Below are 26,718 nucleotides of genomic sequence, written 5' to 3' on the forward strand. Positions count from 1 at the left end.
GAAGTCTATGGACGAATGGCTGAAAGCCCCGGGAACGCCTCACCCCTCGGGTCATCCGGATTTCCGGCGGCCTCACCCGTGCTGGGCGAGCCATGCGTACGCCTGGGCCTCCCACTGCCCGTAGCGATCGGGGTAGGCGGAGATCTGCACGGCCTGCGCCGCGTCGGTGAAGGGCAGCGACTCCCAGCCCGCGATGTCGAGCAGTCCGCGGGTGGTGTGCCCGTTCGGGTCGCCCGTGCCGCCGTAGAAGACCCGCGTGCTCCGCTCCGCGTCCATGATCTGCGCCGGGGTGCCCCAGCCGGTGCTCGGGCGCTGCTGGAAGATCCCGAGCGAGTCGCGATCCCCCCAGTCCAGGTTGCGGAGATCCGACTCCACCATGCCGGTGGCGAGGGCGATGGCGATCCCGCGGTCGGAGACTCCGAGTTCGCGGCCCACGCGGATGATGAGCGCGGCGTTGGCAGCTTGCTCGGCCGTCAGGGTCGCACTGCGCTGTCCGGTGGGCGCAGCGGCGGGCTTCGGGGCAGGCGCCTGCACGGCGAGGCGCTGACCCGGGTAGATGATTGACGACGGGCCGAGGCCGTTCCAGGCGAAGAGGGACTGCGTGGTGGTCCCGTACCGCTGAGCGATCGAGAACAGCGTCTCGCCCGCGGCGACGGTGTGGGCGCTGCCGCCACTCTGTGGGGGCGTCGCGGGTGCCGCCGCGGGTGCGGCCGCGGGTGCCGGAGGGGAAGCGGAAGCCGCGCCTCCGGATACGACGATCTTCTGTCCCGGGTAGATGATGGCGCCGTCGGGAAGGCCGTTGGCGGCGAGGATCGCGCCGACCGAGGTGGCGTACTTCCGGGCGATGCCGAAGACGGTGTCGCCCGCCACGACCGTGTGGGTCTTCGTCGCCACAGGCACCGGCGTGGGCGCCGGCGCGGGTGCCGAGGCCGGGGCGCGCAGATGCAGGGTCTGCCCCGGATAGATGACCGAGCGCCAGGAGAGGCCGTTCCAGCCGAGGACGTCAGCGGTGCGCAGTCCGTGACGACCGGCGATGCCGGCGACCGTGTCCCCCGGCTGTACGACGTGCGAGGGCGGGATGTTCTGCGTCGGTGCGACGCGCACCGGAGCGATCCGATGCCGTTCGTGCGGCGCGACCGGCGGTGCGGGCGCGGCGGCGGGTGTCGCCGTCAGAGTGGCGGCGAGGGCGCCGGCCACGGCTGTCTGGAAGATCACGTCAGCCCCCTTTTCGAGCACTTCACGCTGACACGGATGTATAGAGATGTCAACAGAAGTGACAGGTGTGACGAATGTGACGGAAGTGATGGATATGCGCGTCGGGGGCCGAGGTGAGATAGTGGCAACGTGTCTGAGAACGTCGCTGCAACCCCTGACGCCGCCCTCGAGTGGCTGACCATGCCCGACCTCGTCGAGGTGCTCGGCGAGCCCCTCGGCCGCGTGCGTCGTCTGATCGACGAGCACTACCTCGTCGGCTCGCGGCGCAGCGGCGTCTTCGCCGTTCCTGCGGTGTTCATCGTGGACGGCGAGCCGCTGAGCTCCCTGCGCGGGACGATCATCGTCCTGCAGGATGCCGGCTTCTCCGATGACGAACTGATCGACTGGCTGCTCGCCGAGGACGAGACCCTCGGGCGTTCCCCGATCGCCTCTCTGCTCGCCGGGCACAAGAGCGAGGTCCGTCGGCTCGCGCGCACCCTCGCCTGAGCGACCTGTTCAGGAGGAGCGCACGGTCGCCGCTCGGCCGAGATCGCGGAGCTCGCCGACCGCGGCGTCCTCGAGCCGGGCTCCGGAGAGCGCGCGATCGGCCTCTCCGGCGTAGTCGGCGATCATCGTCTCGACCCGTTCGAGGGCTCCGGTCCCGGCGATCGTCTCCTGCAGGAACGAGACCTGGGACGCCGTCAGGTCGGGGTCTCCGAGCATCTCGTCGAGCACCCGCCGGGCGGGCGCGTCCAGCTTCTCCCTGGTGAGCGCGATGAGGACGGTCCGCTTGCCCTCTCGGAGGTCGTCGCCCGCGGGCTTGCCGGTGACGGCGGCATCGCCGAACACGCCGAGCACGTCGTCACGCAACTGGAAGGCGAGGCCGAGAGGGTGCCCGAAGCGGCGCAGCGCCTCGGTCTGCCCGGCGTCGGCGCCAGCGAGGCTCGCTCCCAGGATGAGTGGCTGCTCGATGCTGTATCGCGCCGACTTCAGCGAGGCTACGCGCAGCGCGCGCTCCGCATGCTCGCGGTCATCACTGACGCTCCACGCCGACTCCTCGGCGATGTCGAGGAACTGTCCGGTCGTGACATCGCGACGCATGCGCGCGTACTCGGCGCGCACGGTCCGTGCCGCGCCGTGACCGTCGAGCGCCGACTCCAGGAGGTCGTCGCTCCACGCCACGAGGAGATCGCCGAGCAGCACGGAACCGGCGCGCCCGAAGGCAGCGGCGTCGCCCCACCATCCGGCGGAGCGGTGGGAGGCCTCGAGCGCCCGGTGCGCCGCGGGACGGCCCCGGCGGGTGTCGGAGTTGTCGATCAGGTCGTCGTGCACGAGAGCGGCGGACTGGAAGATCTCCAGCGCCGCGCAGAGGTCCCACAGGGCGTCGTCCTCGACGGCGAGACGGTCACGGAACCGGGAGACGGCGCGCCACCCTGCGTGGCAGAAGCGGGCGCGCAGCCTCTTCCCTCCGGAGAGGGTGTCGGACGCCGCATCGAGGAAGGCCGCGGCGTCGTCGCCGTACCCCGCCGACTCTGCTCGCATGCGGTCGAGGAACAGGTCCAGTCGCGCGGCCACGGCGTCGGCGACGGAGGGGGAGGGGGACGGCACGACTCCCAGCATACGTAAAGGATGAGACGCCCGAACCGCTAGCCCCGGACGCCGCTCGCGCGTAGACTGGAGGGCACCATACCCGAGGGGGACGAGATGCCACTCTCCGAACAGGAGCAACGTCTGCTCGACGAGATGGAACGCCATCTCCTGCACAATGACGCCGACGTCGTGAGCGCGCCGTCGGGCGATCGCACGCTCAGCTATCGCAATCTCGTCTACGGTGCTCTGCTCCTGCTGGCCGGCGTCGGCGGACTGGTCGTCGGTGTCATCCTCGGAGACATCTGGGGCATCGTCGTCGGGGTCATCGGTTTCGCGGCCATGCTCGGCGGCGTCATGCTGGCCGTCACTCCCGTCCGACGGTCCGGACCGGCAGAGCCCCGGACCCGCACCGCTCCGAAGCGGCAGGACTCCTCCTCCTTCATGGACCGCATGAACGATCGATGGGATCGGCGCCAGGACGGCCACTGACCTCCTCCCTTCCCCTCCACCACGAAGCCCGGATGCTGAGCATCCGGGCTTTTTCGTGCCTGTTGGGCATCCGGTCCCCACCGGCCCTCCACCGGCCCTCCACTGGCGCTCCACCTCGCTCCACCGCGGAATGTCGCGGAAGTAGGGCGAGACCCGCGGAAGCACAGGGACGATACCCTGGATTCGTCGTAGGAATGTGGAGGAAAGTGGAGTAAAGTGGGGCGCACCTCGAGTTGGCCGGACGGAGAGGGGGTGATGGCCGATGCTGCTGGGCACGCACTCACCGAAGCTGGACGACAAGGGACGGGTCATCCTTCCCGCGAAGTTCCGCGAGGACCTGGGCGGCGGCATCGTCGTCACCCGGGGCCAGGAGCGCTGCCTCTACGTCTTCAGCACGGCCGAGTTCGAGGCGATGCACGAGCGGATCCGTCAGGCCCCGCTCGCCAACAAGCAGGCGCGTGACTTCATGCGCATGTTCCTCTCCGGTGCCAGTGCGGAGATGCCCGACAGCCAGAACCGCATCACCATCCCCGCCCACCTGCGTCAGTACGCGGGTCTTCAGAAGGAGCTCATCGTGACCGGAGTCGGCGCCCACGCCGAGATCTGGGACGCGGAGAGCTGGAACGCGTACCTCGCCGCCGGCGAGGAGTCCTACGCCGAGCTGGAGCAGGAGGTGATTCCGGGACTGTTCTGACCACGGCTGTGATGCCCCGCCGCTCCCGCCCCGACACACTTCCCCGGTGCCGGGTCGAGATGCGGAGGGGGATCAGAGCCGAAGGTCGGACCCGAGAGAGATCATGAACCTCCGCGACATCCACACCCCCGTCCTGCTCGACCGCTGCGTCGAGCTCCTCGCACCTGCCCTCCAGGAGGACGGCGCCGTGCTCGTCGACGCCACGCTCGGGATGGGCGGGCACTCGGAGGCGCTGCTCGAGCGGTTCCCCGGCATCCGTCTGATCGGTCTCGACCGTGACACCGACGCGTTGAAGATCGCGGGGGAGCGGCTCGCTCGGTTCCGCGATCGCGTGACCCTCGTCCACACGGTCTACGACGAGATCGGCCTGCACGCGCAAGGGGCGGCCGGAATCCTGTTCGACCTGGGCGTCTCGTCGCTCCAGCTCGATGAGGCCGAACGCGGCTTCGCCTACTCGAAGGACGCTCCGCTCGACATGCGGATGGACCAGACGAAGGGCATCACCGCCGCCGAGGTCATCGCCACCTACAGCGAGGGCAACCTGCGGCGCATCTTCGAGCGGTACGGAGAGGAGAAGCTCTCCGGACGGTATGCGCGCTTCATCATCGACGCCCGTCAGAAGCAGCCGATCACGCGATCGGGCGAACTCGTCGACATCCTCGTGGCCGCCACCCCCGCGGCCGCGCAGCGATCCGGACACCCGGCGAAGCGCGTGTTCCAGGCCCTCCGGATCGAGGTCAACGCCGAGCTGAACGTCCTCGCGGACGCGATCCCCGCCGCGATGGACGCACTCGCGGTCGGAGGCCGCATCGTCGTGATGTCGTACCAGTCCCTCGAGGACCGGCTGGTCAAGCAGGCCTTCGCGGCCGCCTCCTCCTCGACGGCGCCCGCCGGGCTGCCGGTCGAGCTGCCGGAGCACGCCCCCCGATTCCGCATCCTCACCAAGGGTGCGGAACTCGCCGATGACGAAGAGCGCGCACGCAACCCGCGTGCGATACCGGTGCGCCTGCGCGCCGCCGAGAAGGTGCGGGAGAGCGCATGAGCATGAACGCAGTCCGCAAGCCGACCCTGCCGCTGCAGCCGGTCGCTCCGGAGACGACGCCCGAGCGGCGCCTGCGACCGGTGACGGCGCCCGCACGGCGCCGCAAGCCGAAGCTCGCCTACGCGCTCGTCGCGCTGGGCGGCGCCCTGGCCATCGGTGCGGGGCAGGTCGGGCTCTCGCTGGCCATCACTCAGGACTCGTTCACCCTCGCCGGGCTCACGTCCCAGCAGCGCGAACTCGACCTCCGGACCGACGCGCTGCAGGAGGAGCTGACGGGGCTGAGTTCCCCGCAGGTGCTCGCGAGCAGCGCCGCCGACCTCGGCATGGTCGTGGCGGGCGCCCCGTCCTACCTCCGTCTCAGCGACGGCGCCGTCTTCGGGACGGGCGCCGGGGCGGAAGGGGTCTCCACGATCGATCCCAACGGGAAGGCGGCGGTCGGCAACGTCCTCGTCACGGAGGAGACCCCGCCGGCGGAGAACGCCGGGGACGACGCGACCGGCGGTACACCGCCCGCGCAGGACCTGCCGCCCGCCATCACCGACGGCCTGCCCAGCCCCACGACGCGCTGACCATCCCCGATCGACGGAGAGATCCCATGACGACACGAGCCACGCGCGGACCGCGGCGACGCACCGTCGTCGCACTGGCGGTCATCCTTTCGATCCTGGTGGCGTTCGTCGTCCGCCTGATCGACATCCAGGTGGTGAGCGCCGACGAGCACGTCAACCAATCCCTCGAGCACATCGGCGATGGCTCGAAGATCCCCGGACAGCGGGGATCCATCGTCGACGCCGAGGGCACGGTCCTCGCGTCGAGCGTGATGGTGTACGACGCGCAGCTCAGTCCTCAGGTCATCAGGCTCACGGAGGAGAAGGATCCTGCGCTGCCCTGGGCCGAGGCCTCCGAGAAGATCGCCGCGATCACGGGGGTACCGGGAGACGAGATCCGCAAACGCGTCTCCGATGCCCTCGCCGAGAACCCGAACAGCCAGTACGCACCCCTGAAGACGGGGCTCAACACCGAGCAGTTCATCGCGCTCCGCGACCTCGGCCTGGGGTCGTACCTCGCCCTGACGCCGCGCGAGACCCGGGTCTATCCCAACGGCGCGGTCGCCGGGAACGTGCTGGGCTTCCTCGACAACACCGGGGAGGCCAAGGCCGGCGTCGAGCAGCTCGAGGAATCGTGCCTCGCGCCGATCGATGGGGAGAAGACGTATCGCAAGGGCAAGGACGGCGTCGTGATCCCGGGGAGCGAGTCGGTCACCGACGCCGTCGACGGCGGCACCGTGCAGCTCACGATCAACAGCGACCTGCAGTGGTACCTCCAGCAGATGATCGGCGAGGAGGCCCAGAAGCAGGGCGCGAAGGGCGGAACCGTCACGGTCGTCGAGGTGGGCACCGGCAAGATCCGCGCCGCGGCCGAATGGCCGGCCATGGACCCGAACGACCTGGACTCCTCGACTCCGGAGACCCGCTACAGCCAGATCTTCCACCGCGACTTCGAGCCCGGTTCGACGTTCAAGGCGATCACCGCGGCGGCGGCGATGGAGGGTGCGGGCCTCACCCCGCTCAGCACCGTGACGGCCTCCTCGCGCGAGACCTTCCCGAACGGCGCCGTGGTCAACGACGCGTTCAGCCATCCGGCCTACAACTACACGCTCGCGGGCGGACTGATCGACTCCTCCAACACCGCGCTGTCGAAGTTCGGCACGATGGTCGCCCCCGAGGTCCGCTACGACTACCTGCAGCGCTTCGGGGTCGGGCAGAAGACCCTGGACTTCCCCTCCGAAGTGGGAGGCATCCTGCACCCGGTGAGCGACTGGGACAGCCAGTCCCTCTACACGACGACGTTCGGCCAGTACTTCACGGTGACGGCCCCGCAGCTCGCCGGTGCGTACCAGGCCATCGCCAACGGCGGGGAGAAGATCGACCTGTCGATGGTGGAGTCCTGCACGGCGCCCGACGGGACGGTCACGGAGACGCCGAAGCCGAAGCACGAGCAGATCGTGAAGGAGCAGACCGCCGCCGATCTGACCCGCATGCTCGAGAACGTCGCCGTGCAGGGCGGGAACGCCGATCGCATCCAGGTTCCCGGATACCGGGTGACCAGCAAGACCGGTACCGCGCAGGTCTCGGACGGCAAGGGCGGCTACAAGGCAGGCGTGTACTACACGAGCATGGTGGGCTTCGCGCCCGTCGACGACCCGCAGTACGTCGTCGTGGTCACCCTCGACGAGCCGACTAAGGTTGTATCGTCCGCGGCCACCGCTTCCGCCTTCCAGAAGGCGATGACGCAGGTGATGAAGACCTATCGCGTGATGCCGTCCTCTGTCCCGATGGACGCGCTCCTCCCCAAGTTCGGATAGCCGGCGAGAGCCGCGCATGGAGATGACATGATCGCCCTGACGCTCGCTGAGATCGCCGCCGCCATCGGTGGTGAACTGCGCGTGGCCGGAGAGCACACGCCGGAGACGGTGGTCGACGGGATCGTCGACACCGATTCGCGCACCATGGGGGCGGGGTCGATCTTCGTCGCCAAGCCCGGCGTCGAGACCGACGGGCACCGCTTCGTCGGTGCCGCCGCCGAAGCCGGTGCGGTCCTGGCGATCGTCGAGCACCCCGTCGACGTCGATGTCTCGCAGATCGTCGTGTCCGATGCCGTGGTCGCCCTCGGCGAGCTGGCGCGCGAGGTCGTGGCGCGCGTGCGCGCCGGCGGGAACCTGCGCATCGTCGGCATCACCGGCTCGAACGGCAAGACGACGACCAAGAACTTCCTCGCCCGCATCCTCGAGGACGAGGGCGAGACCGTCGCCCCGGTGAAGTCCTTCAACAACGAGGTCGGCGCCCCGGTGACGATGCTCCGCGTCACGCACGACACCCGCTTCCTGGTGAGCGAGTTCGGGGCCGCCGCGCCGGGCAGCATCGCGCGGCTCGCCGGTCTCGTCGAGCCGGACCTGGTGGTCGTGCTGATGGTCGGCATGGCGCACGCGGGCGGCTTCGGCGGCATCGAGGCCACGGCGAAGGCCAAGTCCGAGCTCGTCGCCGCGGCCCGCGTGCCCGGCATCGCCGTGCTCAACGCGGACGACGCCCGGGTGTGGGCGATGCGCGAGCTCGCGGAGAGCCGCGGCCTCCGGGTCGTCGGCTTCGGCCAGTCGGCTGCGGCTGTCGTGCACGCGCGGGAGATCGAGGTCTCGGCCTCCGGCACGCAGTGCGTGATCGAGGTCGCAGGGGAGCGGCTGCCACTGCGCCTGCGCGTCCTCGGCGCCCACCACGTCAGCAACGCCCTCGCCGCGATCACCGCCGCCGTCGAGCTCGGCGTGGCCCCGGCCGATGCCGTCTCCCGGTTGGAGACCGTCGAGATCGCCGAGCGGTGGCGGATGCAGCCGCTGGGCAACGACCGCGTCCGCATCATCAACGACGCGTACAACGCCAGTCCCGACTCGATGGCGGCCGCCCTGCGGACCCTCGCCCAGATCACCGGCCCCGACGAGCGCACGGTCGCCGTCCTCGGCGCGATGAGCGAGCTCGGCGAGAGCGCAGGGGAGGAGCACGATCGCATCGGCCTCCTCACCGTGCGTCTCAACATCCGGCGCATCGTCGTCGTCGGCCCGGAGGCACGGCGGCTCTACCTCGCCGCCGTCGGCGAGGGGTCATGGGACAGCGAAGCCGTGCATCTGCCGGACCAGGACGCTGCGTTCGAGTACCTCCGTACCGAGCTGCGTGACGGAGACCGGGTCCTGGTGAAGTCGTCCAACTCCGCGGGCCTCCGGCATCTCGGCGATCGTCTGGGAGAATTGTTCTCGTGAGGTCCCTCATCATGGCGGCGGCCATCTCGCTCGCCTTCACTCTCTTCCTGACTCCCGTCTTCCTCCGGCTCTTCCGCAAGTGGGGCTGGGGGCAGGTCATCCGTACCCCGGAGGCTGCGGGCAACCCGAGCCACGAGGCGAAGCGCGGCACCCCGACCATGGGTGGTGTCATCTTCATCCTCGGCTCGATCGTGGGCTACTTCACCGGGGTCCTCGTCAGCGGCGAGACGCCGGCGCTGTCCGCCATCCTGGTGATCTGGCTCATGGTCGGCTTCGGTGTGGTCGGATTCATCGACGACTACATGAAGGTGCGCAGCCAGCGCAGCCTCGGGCTGTCGGGGTGGCGGAAGGTGATCGGTCAGCTCATCGTCGTGATCCCCTTCGGCATCGTGGCACTGAACTTCCCGAACAAGTGGGGGCAGACGCCGGCCAGTGCGTCGATCTCCCTCTTCCGGGACATCACCTGGCTGAACCTCTTCGCGTTCGGCGTCATCCTGGGCTGGATCCTCTACCTCGCCTGGATCTCGATCATCGGGGTCGCGACCTCCAACAGCGTCAACCTCACCGACGGCCTCGACGGCCTCGCCGCCGGCGCGGGCGTGATCGTCGTCGGCGCCTACAGCCTCATCGCGTTCTGGCAGTTCAAGCAGCCCTGCATCGGCGGTGATCCGGGCTCGCTCGGCGGCTGTTACGAGGTGCGCGACCCGTTCAACCTCGCCATCATCTCGGCCTCTTTCGCCGCCAGCCTCATCGGGTTCCTGTGGTGGAACGCGCCCAAGGCGAAGGTGTTCATGGGAGACGTGGGCTCGATGGCCATCGGTGGCGTCATCACCGCGATGGCGGTCATGACCCGCACCGAACTGCTGCTCCTCATCATCGCCGGCGTCTTCGTGCTCGCCTCCGGATCCGTGATCCTGCAGCGCGCCTACTTCAAGATCACCCGCGGCAAGCGGCTGTTCCTGATGAGCCCGTTCCACCACCACCTCGAGATGCGGGGCTGGTCCGAGGTCACCATCGTGGTGCGCATGTGGATCATCGCGGGTCTTCTCGCGGTGTCGGCCGTCGGGCTCTTCTACGTCGAATGGCTGACCCGTGTCGGCTGAGCGTCTGGCCGGGCTGACGAGCTGGCACGCCGACTGGAGCGGCCTGCGCGTCGCCGTCCTCGGCCTCTCCATGACCGGCTTCTCCGTGGCCGACACCCTCGCCGAGCTCGGTGCCGACGTCCTCGTGCTCAGCGAGTCCGCGGAGGAGGAGTACGCCCGCCTGCTCCCCGTCATCGGTGCCCGGTTGGAGCTCGGTCCGCTGGACGCCGTGCCCGAGGCGCTGATGGCGTTCGGGCCCGAGGTCGTCATCGCGTCCCCTGGCTTCGCCCCGGCGCACCCGGTCATCCGTTGGGTTCAGGACGAGGGCATCGCGCTCTGGGGTGACGTCGAGCTCGCCTGGCGGGTGCGCGACAAGGTCCGCCGCGCGGACGGCACGCCGGCGGACTGGGTGCTCATCACCGGAACCAACGGCAAGACGACGACGACCCAGCTCACGGCGACGCTGCTCGTCGCCGGTGGCCTGCGCGCCGCACCGTGCGGCAACATCGGCGTCCCCGTGCTCGACGCGGTCCGCGACCCCGCCGGCTTCGACGTGCTCGTCGTCGAGCTCTCCAGCCACCAGCTCTGGTACCTCGGACTGTCGCGTTCGGAGGGGGAGCTGTTCCCGCACGCCGCAGTCTGCCTGAACCTCGCCGACGATCATCTCGTCTGGCATGGCAGCGCTCAGGCTTACCGGGACGCGAAGGCGCTGGTGTACCGCAACACGCGGGTCGCCTGCGTCTACAACAAGGCCGACGAGGCGACGCGCCGGATGGTCGAGGAGGCCGACGTCGTCGAGGGCGCCCGCGCCATCGGCTTCGATCTCGGCATCCCCGGCCCGAGCGATCTCGGCGTCGTGGAGGGGCTGCTCGTCGACCGGGCGTTCCTCGACGATCGAGCCCGCAGCGCCCTGGAACTGACCACGGTCGCCGACCTGGAGGCCGCAGGGCTGTCGGCACCGCACATCGTTCAGAACATCCTGGCCGCCAGTGCCCTCGCCCGTTCTCTCGGGGTCGAGCCCGAGGCCATCCACGGGGCGCTGCAGACCTTCCGCCTGGACGCGCACCGCATCGAGGTGGTCGCGCGCCACGCCGGCATCACCTGGGTCGACGACTCCAAGGCGACGAACCCGCACGCGGCCGCGTCGTCACTGCGCGCGTACCCCGGTGCGGTGTGGGTCGTCGGCGGTGATCTCAAGGGCGTCGACATCGCCGATCTCGTCGCGGACGCGGGCTCCACCGCGCGCGCGGCGGTCGTCATCGGAGCGGACCGCACAGCCGTCGTCGCGGCATTCGAGCGACACGCGCCGACGGTGCCGGTCTTCGAGGTCGAAGCTGGCGACACTGGACAGGTCATGAACCGCGTCGTGGAGATCGCGGCGGGGATCGTCGACGGGGAGGGCACTGTGCTCCTCGCTCCCGCCGCCGCGTCCTTCGACCAGTTCTCCAGCTATGCGGATCGCGGCCACCGCTTCGCCGAAGCGGTGCGGGAATGGATCGATCGGGGGAGCGCCGATGACGCAGGTGGCTCGCCCTCCGCGGTCTGAGTCGGGTGGCCTCGCCGCGCGGGTCTCGCTCGGACGCCGGTTCACCCCGGTGTCGACCGAGTTCCTGCTGATCGCGTCAACCGCCCTGCTCCTGACGATCTTCGGTCTCGTGATGGTGCTGTCCGCGACGAGCGCGACGGCGGTGGCCAAGGCGCAGAACCCGTTGGACGGCGCTCTCCGGCAAGGTGTGTTCGCCCTGCTCGGTATCCCGATGATGTTCCTCATCAGCCGCTTCCCTGTGGCGTTCCTCAAGCGCATGGCCTGGCCGGCGCTGTTCGGAGCCATCGCCCTCCAGCTCCTCGTGTTCACACCGCTCGGCATCGCCGACGGCGGAAACCGGAACTGGATCCAGGTGGCGGGTTTCCAGATGCAGCCGTCCGAGTTCCTCAAACTGGCCCTCGCCCTGTGGATCGCCGCGGTCCTGCTGCGCAAGCAGACCATGCTCGGGACCTGGCATCACGTCTTCATCCCCGTGATCCCGGTCGGCGCGCTGGCCATCGGCACCGTCCTCGCCGGCAAGGACCTCGGGACCGCGATGGTGATGGTCCTCATCCTGCTCGGCTGTCTCTTCTTCTCGGGTGTGAAGCTGCGCCTCTTCATCATCCCGATGATCCTGGGCGTGGTCGCGGTGCTCGCCTACGCGCTTTCCAGCGAGGACCGCATGCGTCGCATCACCGCGACGTGCGATGACATGGCGCTGTACTACACCGACTGCTACCAGTCGATCCATGGCATCTGGGGCATGGCCTCCGGCGGGATCTTCGGACTCGGGCTCGGCAACTCCCAGGAGAAGTACGGCTGGCTCCCCGCCGCGGGCAACGACTTCATCTTCGCGATCGTCGGCGAGGAGCTCGGGCTGATCGGCTGCATCGTCGTCCTCGCCCTGTTCACGTTCTTCACGGTCGGTGCGTTCCATGTGATCCGCAAGACGTCGGACCCCTTCATCCGCGTCGCCGCGGGGGGGATCACGGTCTGGATCGTCGGTCAGGCCGTCCTGAACGTCGGCGTCGTCATCGGCGTGTTCCCGGTGATGGGTGTGCCCCTGCCGTTCATGTCCCAGGGGGGAACGGCACTCTTCGCCGTGCTCGTCGCCTGCGGCGTCCTGCTGGCCTTCGCGCGGACCATCCCGGTCGCCGAGAAGCAGTCAGCCGAGCGGGGTAGGGTCGCGAGGTGACTTCGTACCTCCTCGCCGGCGGTGGCACCGCCGGCCATGTCAATCCGTTGCTCGCGGTCGCCGATGCGCTGCGTGAGCGTGACCCGTCGGCGACGATCCTCGTGCTCGGCACGGCGGAGGGCCTGGAGTCCCGTCTCGTCCCCGAGCGTGGTTACGAGCTGCTCATCGTCGACAAGGTGCCGTTCCCGCGGCGCCCGAACGCGCAGGCCGCCGCGTTCCCCGCGCGGTTCCGCCGGGCGATCGCCCAGGTGCGTGCGCACATCCGGCAGCACGGGATCGACATCGTGGTGGGCTTCGGCGGCTACGCCTCCGCACCCGCCTACGTCGCCGCGCGTCGCGAGCGCGTGCCCTTCGTCGTCCACGAGGCCAATGCGAAGCCCGGGCTGGCGAACGTGCTCGGTGCCCGTGCGGCCGCGGGTGTGGGAGTCGCGTTCTCCGGGACGCCGCTCCGCGGGAGCGAGGTGGTCGGCATGCCGCTGCGGCGCGAGGTCATCACGCTCGACCGGGCGGCTCGACGCGCCGAGGCCGCCGAGTACTTCGGGCTCGACGCCGATCGTCCTGTCCTTCTCGTCTTCGGCGGCTCGCTCGGAGCGCAGCGGTTGAACGACGCCCTGGCGGACTCCTGGCGCGACATCCTCGCCGCCGGTTGGCAGCTGCTGCATGTCACCGGGGAGCGCAGCGACCTGCCGGATCCTGGAGTGCCCGGGTACGCCCTCCGCCGGTACATCGACCGCATGGACCTCGCGTTCGCGTTGGCCGATCTCATCGTGTCGCGTTCGGGGTCGGCCACCGTGAGCGAGATCAGCGCGCTCGGGATTCCCGCGCTGTACGTGCCGTACTCGGTGGGCAACGGAGAGCAGCGGTTGAACGCAGGATCCGCCGTGGCCGCCGGTGCCGCTCAGCTCCTCGATGACGCGACCTTCGACGGCGATGCGGTCCGACGTATCGTGGTGCCGCTGCTCGGCGACCGTGACCGCATCCGGCGGATGGCGGAGGCGGCGGAGACCGCGGGCACCCGCACCGGCACCGAGAACGTCGTCGCGATGATCGACCGTGCCCTCGGTGCGGCGTGACGCCGCCGTCCGGACGAGAACGAAAAGTAGACTGAAGCGGACATGATCAGACCCGACCTCTCCCTCCCCATCCCCGACACGATCACCTCCGCGCACTTCATCGGCATCGGTGGATCCGGGATGAGCGGACTCGCGAAGATGTTCCTCGACGCGGGCATCCGTGTCTCCGGCAGCGACCGCGCCGACAGCGACAACCTCCGGGCGCTGGCCGCCGCGGGGGCGACCGTCCACGTCGGTCATGACGCCGCCCACCTCGGCGACGCCGACACGGTCGTGCACACCGGTGCCATCTGGCCGGAGAACCCCGAGTTCGTCACCGCCAAGGGGCGCGGCCTCCACGTCATCCACCGCTCTCAGGCCCTGCACTGGCTGATCGGCACCCGACGCCTCGTCTCGGTGGCCGGCGCCCACGGCAAGACCACCTCGACGGGCATGATCGTCACGGCTCTGCGCGCGCTCGGCGCCGATCCGCACTTCGTCAACGGCGGCGTGATCGAGCAGCTCGGCACCTCCAGCGCGACCGGGAACGGCGACCTCTTCGTCATCGAGGCCGACGAGTCGGACGGGACCTTCCTCCTCTACGACACCGCGGTCGCGCTCATCACGAACGTCGACCCCGATCATCTCGATCACTACGGCTCCGATGAGGCCTTCCACGACGCCTTCGTGCGCTTCGCAGACGCGGCATCCGAGGCGGTCGTCATCTCCAGCGACGACCCCGGCGCACTCCGCGTGCTGGCCGGGTTGTCGCACCCGCGCATCCTCACGTTCGGGCAGGCCGAGGACGCCGACGTCCGCGTCAGCGAGATCGTCACCTCGGGCCCCGTCGCCGCCGCCGTCTCGCACGGCGGCGAGATCGAGCGCATGCAGCTCGCGGTCCCCGGCGTGCACAACGCGATCAACGCGACCGGCGCCGTCGCCGTCCTCCTCGCGCTCGGCTATTCGCTCCGCGACGCCGTACGTGCCGTCGAGGGCTTCGCGGGGACGATCCGTCGTCTCGAGCGCCACGGCGAGGAGCGCGGGGTCACCGTCTACGACGACTACTCGCACCACCCGACCGAGGTGCGTGCGGCGCTCGAGGCCATGCGCAGCATCGCCGGGTCCGGCCGGCTGATCGCCATCCAGCAGCCGCACACGTACTCGCGGACGCAGCACATGTACCAGGAGTTCGCAGACGTCCTGGAGGAGCTCGCCGACCACACCGTGATGCTGGACGTCTACGGTGCCAGGGAGGACCCGGTGCCCGGCGTGACGGGCGAGCTGGTGAGCGGGGCGTTCGACGACCCCTCCCGTGTGCGCTTCGTCGCCGACTGGCAGGAAGCGGCCGACTACACGGCGTCTGTCGCGAAGGACGGCGACTTCGTCGTGACTCTCGGCTGCGGCAACGTCTACCAGATCATCCCGCAGGTGCTGGAGTCGCTGCGCCGGACCGACGGGGCGTAGCCCATGCGCCGGCCGCCCCCGCTCCCGAGCGCTCCGGACACTCCGGGGGAGACGGACGTCGCCTCCGAGCGGATCCTCCGCCGGCGTCCCGCGCCTCAGGCGGCTCCGGACGAGGGTGCCGTCGCCGCGCCCGTCGAGCCCGACGAGGCGGAGACGGAGGAGGAAGCGGGCCCTCGTTCCTCGATGGACGTCTGGCGCGCGGCACGCGCCCGCCGCAAGGCGCTCAGGGCGGAGATCCGTCGGTTCACCCAGCGATCGCGGCGGCGCCGCATCGTCTGGCTGAGCGCCGTGGGGGCCGTCGTGCTGCTGATCGGGGGGAGTGTCGCTGCCGCTTACAGCCCGCTCTTCGCCGTGCAGCGCATCACGGTCACCGGCACCACGACGATCGATCCCGCGGTGATCGAGGGGGCCCTCGCGGATCAGCTCGGGACGCCCCTCGCCCTGGTCGACACGAGCGAGGTCAAGGCGGCGCTGCTGACGTTCCCGCTCATCGAGACCTATGCCCTGGAGGCTCGACCGCCGCACGATCTGACCGTGCGCATCGTGGAGCGCACGCCGATCGGGGTCGTCGAGTCGGGTGCCGGATTCACTCTCGTGGATGCCGCAGGTGTCGCCCTCTCGACGACGGCGGAACGCCCGGCAGGGCAGCCGCTGGTGGAGGTCGAGGGGGGAATGGACTCGCCGGCGTTCCGCAGCGCGGGACTCGTGGTCCGCGCTCTCCCTGCCGACATCCGCAGTGCGCTCACCGGCGTCCGCGCCTCGACGGCGGACGACGTGACCTTGACCCTCGACTCGGGCCTCACGGTCGTGTGGGGGAGCCAGGAGGACTCCGGGTTGAAGGCGCTCGCGCTCTCCGCCGCGCTCGTGAAGAACCCCAATGCCTCGTCGATCGACGTCACCTCACCCGACGTCGCGGTGGTCGGCTGATCTGTTTCGACGGGAATGGCGCGACACGCCCATGTCGCTGCGCGCGCAGGGGCAGGCGGCGCTTACCTTCGATCTGAGAGAACGCAATACCGGGAAATACTTTACACCTCTAGTTGAGGTTTAAGGTTCACCCCTTCCAGGCTCTACTAATCGGAGGCCGGCCATGAGCCAGAACCAGAACTACCTCGCCGTGATCAAGGTCGTCGGCGTCGGCGGTGGCGGCGTCAACGCCGTCAACCGCATGATCGAGCTCGGTCTCCGCGGAGTCGAGTTCATCGCCGTCAACACCGACGCCCAGGCGCTGCTCATGAGCGACGCCGACGTCAAGCTCGACGTGGGCCGTGAGCTCACCCGCGGGCTCGGCGCCGGAGCGGACCCGGAGGTGGGCCGCCGCGCGGCCGAGGACCACGCGGAGGAGATCGAGCAGGCGCTGACCGGCGCCGACATGGTCTTCGTCACCGCGGGTGAGGGCGGCGGCACGGGAACCGGCGGTGCCCCGGTGGTCGCCCGTATCGCGAAGTCGATCGGTGCCCTGACCATCGGCGTCGTCACGAAGCCGTTCTCCTTCGAAGGTCGCCGCCGCCAGAGCCAGGCCGAGGCAGGCGTCGCGAAGCTGAAGGAAGAGGTCGACACCCTCATCGTCGTCCCGAACGACCGTCTGCTCGAGATCAGCGACCGCGGCATCTCGATGATCGAGGCGTTCGCGACCGCCGACCAGGTGCTCCTCGCCGGTGTGCAGGGCATCACGGACCTCATCACGACCCCTGGTCTCATCAACCTCGACTTCGCCGACGTGAAGTCGGTCATGCAGGGAGCAGGGTCCGCGCTGATGGGCATCGGGTCGGCGCGCGGCGCCGACCGCGCGATCAAGGCCGCCGAGCTCGCCGTCGAGTCCCCACTGCTCGAGGCCTCGATCGAGGGTGCGCATGGTGTGCTGCTGTCGATCCAGGGTGGCTCGAACCTCGGCATCTTCGAGATCCACGATGCAGCTGACCTCGTCAAGGAGGCTGCGCACCCGGAGGCCAACATCATCTTCGGTACCGTGATCGACGACACGCTGGGCGACGAGGTCCGAGTGACGGTCATCGCCGCCGGCTTCGATGGCGGCGAGCCCTCGCTGCGGCTGGACCCGATGGTCGTCTCGCGTCCTTCGACCGCGTCGCTTCCCGAGGTTGCGCTGTCGGAGACCACCGAGCCCGCGACGGAGAAGAGCGCGCCGGAGCCCACCGCGGCGCCGTCGGCGCCTCGCACCCCGACGACGAGCATCGAGCCGGCCTTCGCCGACGACGACATCGACATCCCCGAATTCCTGAAGTGACGATGCCGGTCGGCGCTTCGGCGCCATCGGACCTGGCCGCGCGGCTGTCGGCGATCGACGAGAGGATCGCCGACGCCGCGCGTGCCGCCGGCCGTTCGCCGGCGGAGATCACCCGGATCGTCGTCACGAAGTTCCACCCCGCCTCCCTGGTGCGCGATCTGCACGCCCTCGGAGTGCACGCGGTGGGGGAGAACCGACAGCAGGAGCTCACCGCCAAGGAGGCCGAGCTCGCCGGTCTCGACCTCGAGTGGCACTTCATCGGACAGGGCCAGACGAACAAGGCCTCCGCGATCAGGCGGAGTGCCGACGTGGTCCACTCCGTCGACCGTGACCGCTTCGCCGACGCCCTCCACCGAGCCGCCGTGGACGACGACGTGCTCGACGTGCTCGTGCAGGTGAATCTGACGGAGGACGAAGGGCGCGGAGGCGTCGCCCCGGCCTCCGCGGTGGCGTTGGCCGAGCACGTGCTCACCCTGCCCTCACTGCGCCTCCGCGGCGTCATGGCGGTGGCTCCTCTCGATGAGGAGCCCACGGCCGCCTTCGACCGCCTGCGGCGGATCGCCGACGACGTGCGATCGGTCGCCCCCGAGGCGACTTGGATCTCCGCCGGGATGACCGGCGATTTCGCCGAGGCGATCGCCGCCGGCGCGACACACCTGCGGATCGGTTCCGCAATCACGGGCCCGCGCCCCGCCCGGGGCTAACCTGTGACAAGACCAGCCCGAAACGTTCGAACCGGAGGACACGATGGGTAACCCGCTGAAGAAGACCATGGTGTATCTCGGCCTCGCCGATGAGGAAGAGGTCTACGAGGAGGAGACGCCGGCGCCCGCCCGTGCCCAGCGCGAGCGTGAGCGTGACCGCGAAGAGCCGGCTCCGGCTCCCGTCACGCCGCTCCGTCGTCCCGTCGCCGTCCGCCAGCCCGCAGCAGGAGCCGTGAACGAGATCCTCACCGTCCACCCGAAGCAGTACCGCGACGCCCAGCTGATCGCGGAGAGCTTCCGCGAGGGCGTCCCGGTCATCATCAACCTCTCCCAGATGAGCGACGCCGATGCGCGCCGCCTCATCGACTTCGCGAGCGGTCTCTCCCTCGGCCTCTACGGTCGCATCGAGCGGGTGACCTCGAAGGTCTTCCTGCTGTCGCCGGAGAACATCGCGGTGTCGGGTCACGGGGGCATCGCGCACGCAGACGCCGAGTCTGCGGGCTTCGACCACTCCTAGACCGTGCAGCTGGTCTCGGTCCTCGCCAGCATCGTCCATCTGATGCTGCTGGTGTACATCCTCGTGCTCTTCGCGCGGCTCATCCTCGACTACATCCCGATGTTTAATCGGGAGTGGCGTCCGAAGGGTTTCGGCCTCGTGGCCGCGGAAGCGGTCTACACCGTCACGGATCCGCCTATCCGGTTCTTCCGGCGGATCATCCCTCCGCTGCGCATCGGCCAGCTGTCGCTGGATTTCGGCTTCGCGCTGACCCTGCTGGTCGTGCTGATCCTGATGAACATCGTCCGGTTGTTCATCCGCTGACCACCCCGCGTGTCGCGCCCTGGAACCGCCGCGAGTTGTCCGAGCCTGGGTGTCGTGGCATCGCGACGCCAAGGCTCGGGGGCTATGCTGGCACCCAGGTGCGCGCCCCGGGTTCGCGCCACATCACGAACACGCCATACATCGGTACTGGCAATCGAACTCATCGAAAGAGGAGCCACCCATGGCACTTACCCCGGATGACGTCGTCACCAAGCAGTTCCAGCACGTCCGCTTCAAGGACGGCTTCGACCCGGACGAGGTCGACGACTTCCTCGACGAGATCGTCATCGAGTGGCGCAAGGCCCTCGAGGAGAACGCCGAGCTGAAGGCGAAGCTCGCCGCGTACGAGTCGGGTTCCACCCCTGCTCCCGCCGCTGCCGAGCCGGCTGCCGCCACTCCCGCTCCGGCCCCCGCGGTCGAGACGCCCGCCGCCGAGGCCGCTCCGACCGGCTCCGCGACCGCCACCGCCGGCATCATCGAGCTCGCGCAGCGTCTGCACGACGAGCACGTCGCCGAGGGTGAGGCGAAGCGCAACCAGCTCATCTCCGAGGCCGAGGCCGAGGTCGCACGCATCCGCACGGAGGCCGAGGCGAAGCAGCGCGAGGAGACCGCACGTCTCGAGCGCGAGCGCAACACGCTGGAGGCCCGCATCACCGAGCTGCGCAACTTCGAGCGCGACTACCGCTCGCAGCTCCGCGGCTACATCGAGGGCCAGCTCCGCGAGCTCGACGAGAAGTCGGCGTCCACGGACTCCACCCCGGTCTCCGCGATCGGCCTGTAAGGCGCCCTCTTGTCAGGACGTCGTCCCCTTCGTCGGTCGGCGGCCGGTGCGATCGTTGCGATTCTCGCAGCGGTCGTGCTGGCCGCCGATCAGTTTGTGAAGTACCTCACGATCGAGAACCTGCCGCTGCACGAGGCGGTCCCGGTTCTCGGAGAGTTCCTGCAGCTCTACTACGTGCGCAATCCCGGCGCGGCGTTCTCCCTCGGTTCCGGCGTGACCTGGATCTTCACGATCGCTCTCGCCGTGGTGGCGGGTGTCATCGTCTGGAAGGCGTTCGGGCTGCGTTCGCGCCTCTGGGCGGTCGTCCTCGGCTGCCTGCTCGGGGGCGTGCTGGGCAATCTGTCGGACCGACTGTTCCGCGAGCCCGGTTTCCCCGTCGGCCACGTGGTCGACATGATCTCCATGCCGTGGATGATGCCGGCCATCTTCAACGTCGCCGACATCTTCATCGTCACCGGGATGATCTCGGTCGCCTTGCTCGTCGTGTTCGGACTGCGTTTCGACGGCACGCGGGAGAAGGACCACGCCCCGGTCGAGACCGACGAGGACGCCGAGGCGGCCGCCGCGTCCGAGGGGCGCTGAGCGTGGAGTCCCGGTCGCTGCCCGTCCCGGACGGGCTCGACGGCACGCGCGTCGACGCCGCCCTCGCCAAGCTCCTCGGGTTCTCGCGGACCTTCGCGGCCGAGGTGGCCGGGTCGGGCGGCGTCCGCCTGGACGGCGTCACCCTCGACAAGTCGGACCGCCTGCGTGGCGGTGCCTGGCTCGACGTCGAGTGGGAGCCGAAGGAAGGGCCGAAGATCGTCCCGATCGCGGTGCCCGAGCTCGGCATCGTGTACGACGACGACGACATCGTCGTCGTCGACAAGCCGACCGGCGTCGCCGCCCATCCCTCGCTCGGGTGGGAGGGCCCCACGGTCGTCGGTGCTCTCGCCGCCGCCGGGTTCCGCGTCGCCACGAGCGGCGCGCCGGAGCGTCAAGGCGTCGTGCACCGGCTGGACGTGGGGACGAGCGGGCTCATGGTCGTCGCCAAGAGCGAGGCCGCCTACACCGCGCTGAAGAGGGCGTTCAAGGAGCGCACGGTCGAGAAGATCTATCACGCGGTGGTGCAGGGGCATCCGGACCCGCTCGTGGGTACGATCGACGCCCCGATCGGTCGCCACCCGAACCACTCCTGGAAGTTCGCGGTCGTCCCGGACGGCAAGCCCTCCGTGACGCACTACGAGACCCTCGAGGCGTTCCCCGGTGCCTCCCTGCTCGAGATCCACCTGGAGACGGGCCGCACCCACCAGATCCGCGTGCACATGGCCGCGCACCGCCACCCGTGTGTAGGCGATCCGCTGTACGGTGCCGACCCGACGCTGTCCGCCCGGCTCGGTCTCACCCGGCAGTGGCTGCACGCGCATCAGCTCGCCTTCGCGCATCCGACGACGGGGGACTGGGTGCAGTTCACCTCGCCCTATCCGGACGACTTCCAGCACGCACTGGACGTGCTCCGCGGAGAATAGGTCCCGCGGAGCGTCGCTTCCGCGGTGTCGGTGGTCTCGGCCACACTGACCGCATGAGCATCGTGGTGCGTCCGGCGACGGTCTTCGACGACGTCGCGGCGGTGGTGGGACCGAAGAAGCCGACGTCGAACGTCTGCTTCTGTCTGAGCTACCGGATCGGCAACAAGGAGAACGTCTCCCTGCGCGGCCCCGCGCGTGCCGACCGGGTGCGCGAGCTCTGCCACCAGGACCCCCCTCCCGGTGTGCTCGCCTACCTCGACGACGAGCCGGTCGGCTGGGCGGCGCTGCACCCTCGACGCGACACGAGCTTCGCGCGCAACCGCTTCATCCCGCACGTCGACGACCTCGACGTGTGGTCGCTGTGGTGCTTCCGAGTCCGGCCGGGGCACCGCAAGCAGGGCGTGTCGCATGCGCTCATCGAGGGAGCCGTCGCCTACGCCAGAGAGCGCGGCGCCCCCGCCGTCGAGGGGTACCCGGTCGACAACGCCGGGGCGAAGGTGAACCTGACGATGGCGTACGTGGGCACGCGGCGTCTCTTCGAGAGCGCGGGATTCCGCAAGGTCGCGGACACGGGCTCGGTGCTCGACGGGTTCCCCCGCGTGCTCATGCGGCTGGACCTCCGCGAGGACGCGTGAACCGGGTTCCGCGGCGCGCTTGCTGGGGGAGCGCGACGCATGCCGGTGTCCGGAGCCGAACGTAGACTCGAAGCATGGCATCCGACTCCTTCGTCCACCTGCACGTGCACAGCGAGTACTCGATGCTCGACGGGGCCGCGAAGATCAACGCGATGACCCAGGCGGCCGCCGATTACGGCATGCCGGCGATCGCGGTGACGGACCACGGGAACACCTTCGCGGCGTTCGAGTTCTACAACGCCGCACGCAACGCCGGCATCAAGCCCATCGTCGGTCTCGAGGCCTACGTCACCCCGGGCACGCACCGCAGCGACAAGACCCGGGTGCAGTGGGGCTCGGCGGACCAGCGCAGCGACGACGTCTCGGGTTCGGGCGCCTACACCCACATGACCATGTGGAGCCAGAGCACCGAGGGCATGCACAACCTCTTCCGGCTGAGCTCGCTGTCGAGCATGGAGGGCTACTACTTCAAGCCCCGCATGGACCGCGAGCTGCTCCAGACCTACGGCAAGGGTCTCATCGCCACGACGGGGTGCCCGTCGGGGGAGGTGCAGACCCGGCTCCGGCTCGGCCAGTACGACGCCGCCAGGGCCGCGGCGGCGGAGTTCCAGGACATCTTCGGCAAGGAGAACTACTTCGCCGAGATCATGGACCACGGTCTCTCCATCGAGCGCCGTGTCATGACCGATCTGCTGCGGCTCGCGAAAGACCTCGGCATCCCGCTCGTGGCCACCAACGACTCGCACTACACCCACCAGCACGAGGCCGACGCCCACGCCGCCCTGCTGTGCGTGCAGTCCGGTTCCACGCTCGACGACCCGAACCGCTTCAAGTTCGACGGCGACGGCTACTACATCAAGACCGCCGCCGAGATGCGGCAGCTCTTCCGGGACCACCCGGAGGCCTGCGACAACACGCTGCTGATCGCCGAGCGCTGCGAGGTCGAGTTCAACACCTCGGCGAACTACATGCCGCGGTTCCCGGTCCCGGACGGCGAGACCGAGGACAGCTGGCTGATCAAGGAGGTCGAGAAGGGCCTCCACTACCGGTACCCCAGCGGCATCCCGGACAAGGTGCGCAAGCAGGCCGAGTACGAGACCGGGATCATCCTGCAGATGGGCTTCCCCGGCTACTTCCTCGTCGTCGCCGACTTCATCAACTGGGCGAAGGACAACGGCATCCGCGTCGGCCCGGGTCGTGGCTCCGGTGCCGGCTCGATGGTCGCCTACGCGATGAAGATCACGGATCTCGATCCCCTCGAGCACGGTCTGATCTTCGAGCGCTTCCTCAACCCCGACCGCGTCTCGATGCCCGACTTCGACGTCGACTTCGACGATCGTCGCCGCGGCGAGGTCATCGAGTACGTGACCCGGAAGTACGGCTCCGAGCGCGTCGCGCAGATCGTCACCTACGGCACGATCAAGTCGAAGCAGGCCCTCAAGGACGCCGGTCGCGTGCTCGGGTTCCCGTTCAGCATGGGGGAGCGGCTCACCAAGGCGATGCCCCCGGCGGTGATGGGCAAGGACATGCCGCTGGACGGCATGTTCGATTCCGCGCACCCCCGCTACAAGGAGGCCAGCGAGTTCCGTGCCCTCATCGAGACCGATCCGGAGGCGAAGACCGTCTTCGACCGGGCTCTCGGGCTCGAGGGGCTGAAGCGGCAGTGGGGCGTGCATGCCGCCGGCGTCATCATGTCGTCCGAGCCCCTGCTCGACATCATCCCGATCATGCGCCGCGAGCAGGACGGCCAGATCGTCACGCAGTTCGACTACCCGTCGTGCGAGTCCCTCGGCCTCATCAAGATGGACTTCCTGGGCCTCCGGAACCTGACGATCATCTCGGACGCGCTGGACAACATCCGGATGAACCGCGGCGAGGAGCTCGATCTGGAGCACCTCGGGCTCGATGACCCCGCCGTCTATGAACTGCTGGCCCGTGGCGACACCCTCGGCGTGTTCCAGCTCGACAGCCCGCCGCTGCGCTCGCTCATGCGACTCATGAAGCCGGACAACTTCGGCGACATCTCGGCCCTCATCGCGCTGTACCGTCCTGGACCGATGGGAGCGAACTCCCACACCAACTACGCGCTGCGCAAGAACGGTCAGCAGGAGATCTCCCCGATCCATCCCGAGCTGGCGGAACCGCTCGCGGAGATCCTGGAGGAGTCCTACGGACTCATCATCTACCAGGAGCAGGTCATGGCGATCGCGCAGAAGGTCGCCGGATTCAGCCTCGGTCAAGCCGACATCCTGCGCCGCGCGATGGGCAAGAAGAAGAAGTCCGAGCTGGACAAGCAGTACGCGGGGTTCGCGGCCGGAATGACCGAACGCGGCTTCGGCGAGGGGGCGGTCAAGGCGCTCTGGGACATCCTCCTGCCGTTCTCCGACTACGCCTTCAACAAAGCGCACTCCGCTGCGTACGGTCTCGTGTCGTACTGGACCGCGTACCTCAAGGCGCACTACCCGGCCGAGTACATGGCCGCGCTCCTGACGAGCGTCGGCGACTCGAAGGACAAGATGGCGCTCTACCTGAACGAGTGCCGCCGGATGGGCATCAAGGTGCTGCCGCCGGACGTCTCCGAGTCGATCAACTTCTTCGCGGCCGTCGGCGACGACATCCGCTTCGGTCTCGGCGCGGTACGCAACGTCGGCACGAACGTCGTCGACGGCATCGTGCAGTCCCGCAAGGACGAGCGCTTCACGTCCTTCCATCACTTCCTCGACAAGGTTCCCCTGCACGTCGCCAACAAGCGCACGGTCGAATCGCTCATCAAGGCCGGTGCCTTCGACTCGATGGGGGACACCCGCCGGGCGCTCCTCGAGATCCATGAAGACGCCGTGGAGGCGGCGGTCGACAGGAAGCGGAACGAGGCGCAGGGCGCCATCGGCTTCGATTTCGACAGTCTCTACGACGGGATGGAGGAGGCGGCGCCCGCGAAGGTGCCCCCACGTCCGGAATGGATCAAGAAGGACAAGCTCGCGTTCGAGCGCGAGATGCTCGGCCTCTACGTCTCGGATCATCCGCTCGCCGGTCTCGAGGTGCCGCTCGCGAAGCACGCCTCGATCTCCATTCACGACCTCAACAACTCCGAGGATCTGCAGGACGGCGATCAGGTCACCGTGGCCGGCCTCGTCACCAGCGTGCAGCATCGTGTGGCGAAGGCGAGTGGGAACCCGTACGGCATGATCACCGTGGAGGACTTCAACGGTGAGGTCACCGTGATGTTCATGGGCAAGACCTACCTCGAGTTCCAGCACACCCTGCAGCAGGACGCCATCCTCGCGGTGCGTGGACGGGTCTCGCGCCGTGACGACGGGCTGAACCTGCATGCGCAGTCCGCGTTCGCACCCGACGTCGGCTCCTTCGATGCTGCAGGCCCGCTGTCGCTCGTCCTCGCCGAGCGGCGCGCCACCGAGCGGGTCATGACGGAGCTGGCCGAGGTCCTCCGGCGGCACAGCGGGGACACCGAGGTGCTGCTCCGCGTGCACCGCGCGGGCACGGCGAAGGTGTTCGAGGTGCCCATGCCGGTGAAGGTCTCGGCCGACCTCTTCGGTGACCTCAAGTCTCTGCTCGGACCGACCTGTCTGGGGTGAGCGGGTAGGATCGGGAGCCGTCGAGAGCACCGGAGAGTCGTGGTGCGCCGACGAGGAAAGGACGACTATGAGCACGGATCTTCCCGAGCCGGACGCCGAAGCGGTGTTCAGCGATGAGGACGGCGTCCTCTACGACGACGAGGTCACGCCGGAGTACGGCATCCTCGGCTTCACGCTGCGCGAGCTGCTGATCGTGGGCGTCTGGCTGGTCTCCTTCCTCGTCTCCTTCTTCCCGCTCAGCGGCGGCATCTCCCTGTGGGGCATCGGCATCCAGTGGATCCTGCCGATCGGCGTGCCCACGGTGGCCGTCTTCCTCCTCGTCCTCCGGCGCTTCTCGCCGGACGGCATCCGTCGCGTCGGTTCGCTCGGCATCGACCAGTTCGCCTCCGTGGCGTTCTCGGTCGCGGCCTGCGTGTGGGCCGGCAACCTGTGGCTCGCCCTCTCGGCGGTCATCTCCACGGGGAACTGGGGGCTGCCCTGGAACGCGGTCGTGCAGGTCATCACCTCCACCGCCCTCGTCGTCCTCACCGTCTTCGCGCCTCTCATCCCGGGGCTCAAGGAGGATTTCCAGGGGCGGCTCGTCACGCTCGCCCACCGCAACGCGAACCCCGTGCGCCCGGTGATCGCACGCCCGCGTCCCGAGGTGACGCCGAGTGGATCGGCGGCCGAGGCGTCTGCGGACGCCGTCCCCCCGAGCTCTCCTGCCGCGGATGAGACGGCCGTGATCGCCGATGCCGACCTCGAGCCGACCCCCGCGGACCAGGACGACGCCGTCGACGTCCGTGAGACGGCCACCGCCGACCGCGGCGCCTCCGTGGACGACGCGGATCGCGTTCCGCTCACCGCACACGCCTCGGGTGGGGGGACCGGAACCGTCCCTGTCACCTCGGAACCCGAGTACACCCCGGTCTACTCGCGGCGTTCCCGCGGGGAGCAGCCCGAGATCGTGTCCGACACCGGCAGCATCGAGTCGCTGCTCGGCGCCAAGGCACTCTCCGAGGAGGAGCTCGCCGCCGCCCAGGAGCCGACACCGGACGACGCGACCGCTGTGCACCCGGTGATCAGCGACCACGCCGATCCGCAGGCTGCCGCTCCGCGACAGAGTGCTGTTGAGGCGCAGCCCTTCTGGATCCTCGCCCCGACGGAGCGCGACGTGCACGACGAACGCGGAGAGCCGATCTTCCGCATCGGCCCGACCGCCTGGGCACTCGTGATCGAGGACCGGGGCGGCGCCTTCGTCGTGCGTCATGACGACGGCCGTATCGGCTACCTCCACGACATCGCCGGCATCACGAAGGGCTGA

General features: G+C 69.2%; 25 protein-coding genes. 23 read left to right on the plus strand and 2 right to left on the minus strand.

The annotated features are described in order from the left end of the window. Positions 1-72 precede the first annotated feature (72 nt). Positions 73-1,215: a LysM peptidoglycan-binding domain-containing protein gene (locus AB0P08_RS05610; protein WP_363588700.1), complete on the minus strand. Its 1,143-nt coding sequence runs from the start codon at positions 1,213-1,215 to the stop codon at positions 73-75. A 129-nt stretch (positions 1,216-1,344) separates the two neighbouring features. Between AB0P08_RS05610 and AB0P08_RS05615 the strand changes: the two genes are divergently transcribed. Beyond that, positions 1,345-1,701, plus strand: a complete 357-nt coding sequence (locus tag AB0P08_RS05615; protein ID WP_327036728.1) for an Rv2175c family DNA-binding protein — start codon at positions 1,345-1,347, stop codon at positions 1,699-1,701. Positions 1,702-1,710: 9 nt separating this feature from the next. Here AB0P08_RS05615 and AB0P08_RS05620 read toward each other — a convergent pair whose 3' ends face one another. Continuing rightward, the gene (locus AB0P08_RS05620; RefSeq protein WP_315637766.1) at positions 1,711-2,736 is read right to left on the minus strand and encodes a polyprenyl synthetase family protein; all 1,026 of its coding nucleotides are present in this window, start codon (positions 2,734-2,736) and stop codon (positions 1,711-1,713) included. 162 nt (positions 2,737-2,898) lie between these two features. Between AB0P08_RS05620 and AB0P08_RS05625 the strand changes: the two genes are divergently transcribed. The 22 genes from AB0P08_RS05625 (at position 2,899) to AB0P08_RS05730 (ending at position 26,718) form a co-directional block, all read left to right on the plus strand. Next, positions 2,899-3,273, plus strand: coding sequence for an SCO2097 family morphological protein (locus tag AB0P08_RS05625; protein ID WP_187661800.1), 375 nt, complete (start codon positions 2,899-2,901; stop codon positions 3,271-3,273). Between the two features lie 262 nt (positions 3,274-3,535). After that, positions 3,536-3,967: a division/cell wall cluster transcriptional repressor MraZ gene (gene mraZ / locus AB0P08_RS05630; RefSeq protein WP_025105095.1), complete on the plus strand. Its 432-nt coding sequence runs from the start codon at positions 3,536-3,538 to the stop codon at positions 3,965-3,967. 103 nt (positions 3,968-4,070) lie between these two features. After that, on the plus strand, positions 4,071-5,009 hold the full coding sequence (gene rsmH / locus AB0P08_RS05635) for a 16S rRNA (cytosine(1402)-N(4))-methyltransferase RsmH (RefSeq protein WP_315637553.1): 939 nt from the start codon (positions 4,071-4,073) through the stop codon (positions 5,007-5,009). Further along, positions 5,006-5,578, plus strand: a complete 573-nt coding sequence (gene ftsL, locus AB0P08_RS05640) for a cell division protein FtsL (RefSeq protein WP_363588703.1) — start codon at positions 5,006-5,008, stop codon at positions 5,576-5,578. The genes rsmH and ftsL overlap by 4 nt, the downstream gene beginning before the upstream one ends. Positions 5,579-5,604: 26 nt before the next feature. Then, the gene (locus AB0P08_RS05645; protein ID WP_336502183.1) at positions 5,605-7,374 is read left to right on the plus strand and encodes a peptidoglycan D,D-transpeptidase FtsI family protein; all 1,770 of its coding nucleotides are present in this window, start codon (positions 5,605-5,607) and stop codon (positions 7,372-7,374) included. A 27-nt stretch (positions 7,375-7,401) separates the two neighbouring features. After that, positions 7,402-8,814, plus strand: a complete 1,413-nt coding sequence (locus AB0P08_RS05650) for a UDP-N-acetylmuramoyl-tripeptide--D-alanyl-D-alanine ligase (RefSeq protein WP_363588705.1) — start codon at positions 7,402-7,404, stop codon at positions 8,812-8,814. Next, positions 8,811-9,917 (plus strand): phospho-N-acetylmuramoyl-pentapeptide-transferase, encoded by a 1,107-nt coding sequence (mraY, locus tag AB0P08_RS05655; protein WP_025105090.1) that lies wholly within the window; start codon positions 8,811-8,813, stop codon positions 9,915-9,917. The genes AB0P08_RS05650 and mraY overlap by 4 nt, the downstream gene beginning before the upstream one ends. Beyond that, positions 9,907-11,442 (plus strand): UDP-N-acetylmuramoyl-L-alanine--D-glutamate ligase, encoded by a 1,536-nt coding sequence (gene murD / locus AB0P08_RS05660; protein WP_363588707.1) that lies wholly within the window; start codon positions 9,907-9,909, stop codon positions 11,440-11,442. Before mraY ends, murD begins: the two co-directional genes overlap by 11 nt. Then, the gene (gene ftsW, locus AB0P08_RS05665; protein ID WP_187661795.1) at positions 11,411-12,616 is read left to right on the plus strand and encodes a putative lipid II flippase FtsW; all 1,206 of its coding nucleotides are present in this window, start codon (positions 11,411-11,413) and stop codon (positions 12,614-12,616) included. Before murD ends, ftsW begins: the two co-directional genes overlap by 32 nt. Next, on the plus strand, positions 12,613-13,689 hold the full coding sequence (locus tag AB0P08_RS05670) for a UDP-N-acetylglucosamine--N-acetylmuramyl-(pentapeptide) pyrophosphoryl-undecaprenol N-acetylglucosamine transferase (protein WP_363588709.1): 1,077 nt from the start codon (positions 12,613-12,615) through the stop codon (positions 13,687-13,689). Before ftsW ends, AB0P08_RS05670 begins: the two co-directional genes overlap by 4 nt. 42 nt (positions 13,690-13,731) lie before the next feature. After that, positions 13,732-15,132 carry a UDP-N-acetylmuramate--L-alanine ligase gene (gene murC, locus AB0P08_RS05675; protein ID WP_363588711.1) on the plus strand — a complete coding sequence of 467 codons (1,401 nt, stop codon included), beginning with the start codon at positions 13,732-13,734 and terminating at the stop codon, positions 15,130-15,132. 3 nt (positions 15,133-15,135) lie between these two features. Beyond that, complete coding sequence (locus AB0P08_RS05680) at positions 15,136-16,059, plus strand: cell division protein FtsQ/DivIB (protein WP_363588713.1); 924 nt, start codon at positions 15,136-15,138, stop codon at positions 16,057-16,059. A gap of 163 nt (positions 16,060-16,222) precedes the next feature. Continuing rightward, positions 16,223-17,377 carry a cell division protein FtsZ gene (gene ftsZ / locus AB0P08_RS05685; RefSeq protein WP_363588715.1) on the plus strand — a complete coding sequence of 385 codons (1,155 nt, stop codon included), beginning with the start codon at positions 16,223-16,225 and terminating at the stop codon, positions 17,375-17,377. 2 nt (positions 17,378-17,379) lie between these two features. Then, positions 17,380-18,081 carry a YggS family pyridoxal phosphate-dependent enzyme gene (locus tag AB0P08_RS05690; protein WP_363589656.1) on the plus strand — a complete coding sequence of 234 codons (702 nt, stop codon included), beginning with the start codon at positions 17,380-17,382 and terminating at the stop codon, positions 18,079-18,081. A 43-nt stretch (positions 18,082-18,124) separates the two neighbouring features. Further along, positions 18,125-18,598 carry a cell division protein SepF gene (locus tag AB0P08_RS05695; RefSeq protein WP_187661790.1) on the plus strand — a complete coding sequence of 158 codons (474 nt, stop codon included), beginning with the start codon at positions 18,125-18,127 and terminating at the stop codon, positions 18,596-18,598. Between the two features lie 3 nt (positions 18,599-18,601). Beyond that, a complete protein-coding gene (locus AB0P08_RS05700) occupies positions 18,602-18,901 on the plus strand; it encodes a YggT family protein (protein WP_187661789.1) in 300 nt (99 codons plus the stop codon). A 181-nt stretch (positions 18,902-19,082) separates the two neighbouring features. Next, positions 19,083-19,682 (plus strand): DivIVA domain-containing protein, encoded by a 600-nt coding sequence (locus tag AB0P08_RS05705; RefSeq protein ID WP_336502191.1) that lies wholly within the window; start codon positions 19,083-19,085, stop codon positions 19,680-19,682. A 9-nt stretch (positions 19,683-19,691) separates the two neighbouring features. Beyond that, positions 19,692-20,264 (plus strand): signal peptidase II, encoded by a 573-nt coding sequence (lspA, locus tag AB0P08_RS05710; protein ID WP_283398736.1) that lies wholly within the window; start codon positions 19,692-19,694, stop codon positions 20,262-20,264. Positions 20,265-20,266: 2 nt separating this feature from the next. Further along, positions 20,267-21,187: an RluA family pseudouridine synthase gene (locus AB0P08_RS05715; protein ID WP_187661787.1), complete on the plus strand. Its 921-nt coding sequence runs from the start codon at positions 20,267-20,269 to the stop codon at positions 21,185-21,187. Positions 21,188-21,240: 53 nt separating this feature from the next. Beyond that, entirely contained in the window at positions 21,241-21,822 is a 582-nt protein-coding gene (locus AB0P08_RS05720; protein ID WP_363588717.1) for a GNAT family N-acetyltransferase, read from the plus strand. Between the two features lie 74 nt (positions 21,823-21,896). Then, on the plus strand, positions 21,897-25,415 hold the full coding sequence (gene dnaE, locus AB0P08_RS05725; protein ID WP_363588719.1) for a DNA polymerase III subunit alpha: 3,519 nt from the start codon (positions 21,897-21,899) through the stop codon (positions 25,413-25,415). A 67-nt stretch (positions 25,416-25,482) separates the two neighbouring features. After that, positions 25,483-26,718, plus strand: a complete 1,236-nt coding sequence (locus AB0P08_RS05730) for a hypothetical protein (RefSeq protein ID WP_363588721.1) — start codon at positions 25,483-25,485, stop codon at positions 26,716-26,718.

The sequence above is a fragment of the Microbacterium meiriae genome (genome assembly GCF_040686935.1).
GTDB classification, from domain to species: domain Bacteria; phylum Actinomycetota; class Actinomycetes; order Actinomycetales; family Microbacteriaceae; genus Microbacterium; species Microbacterium meiriae.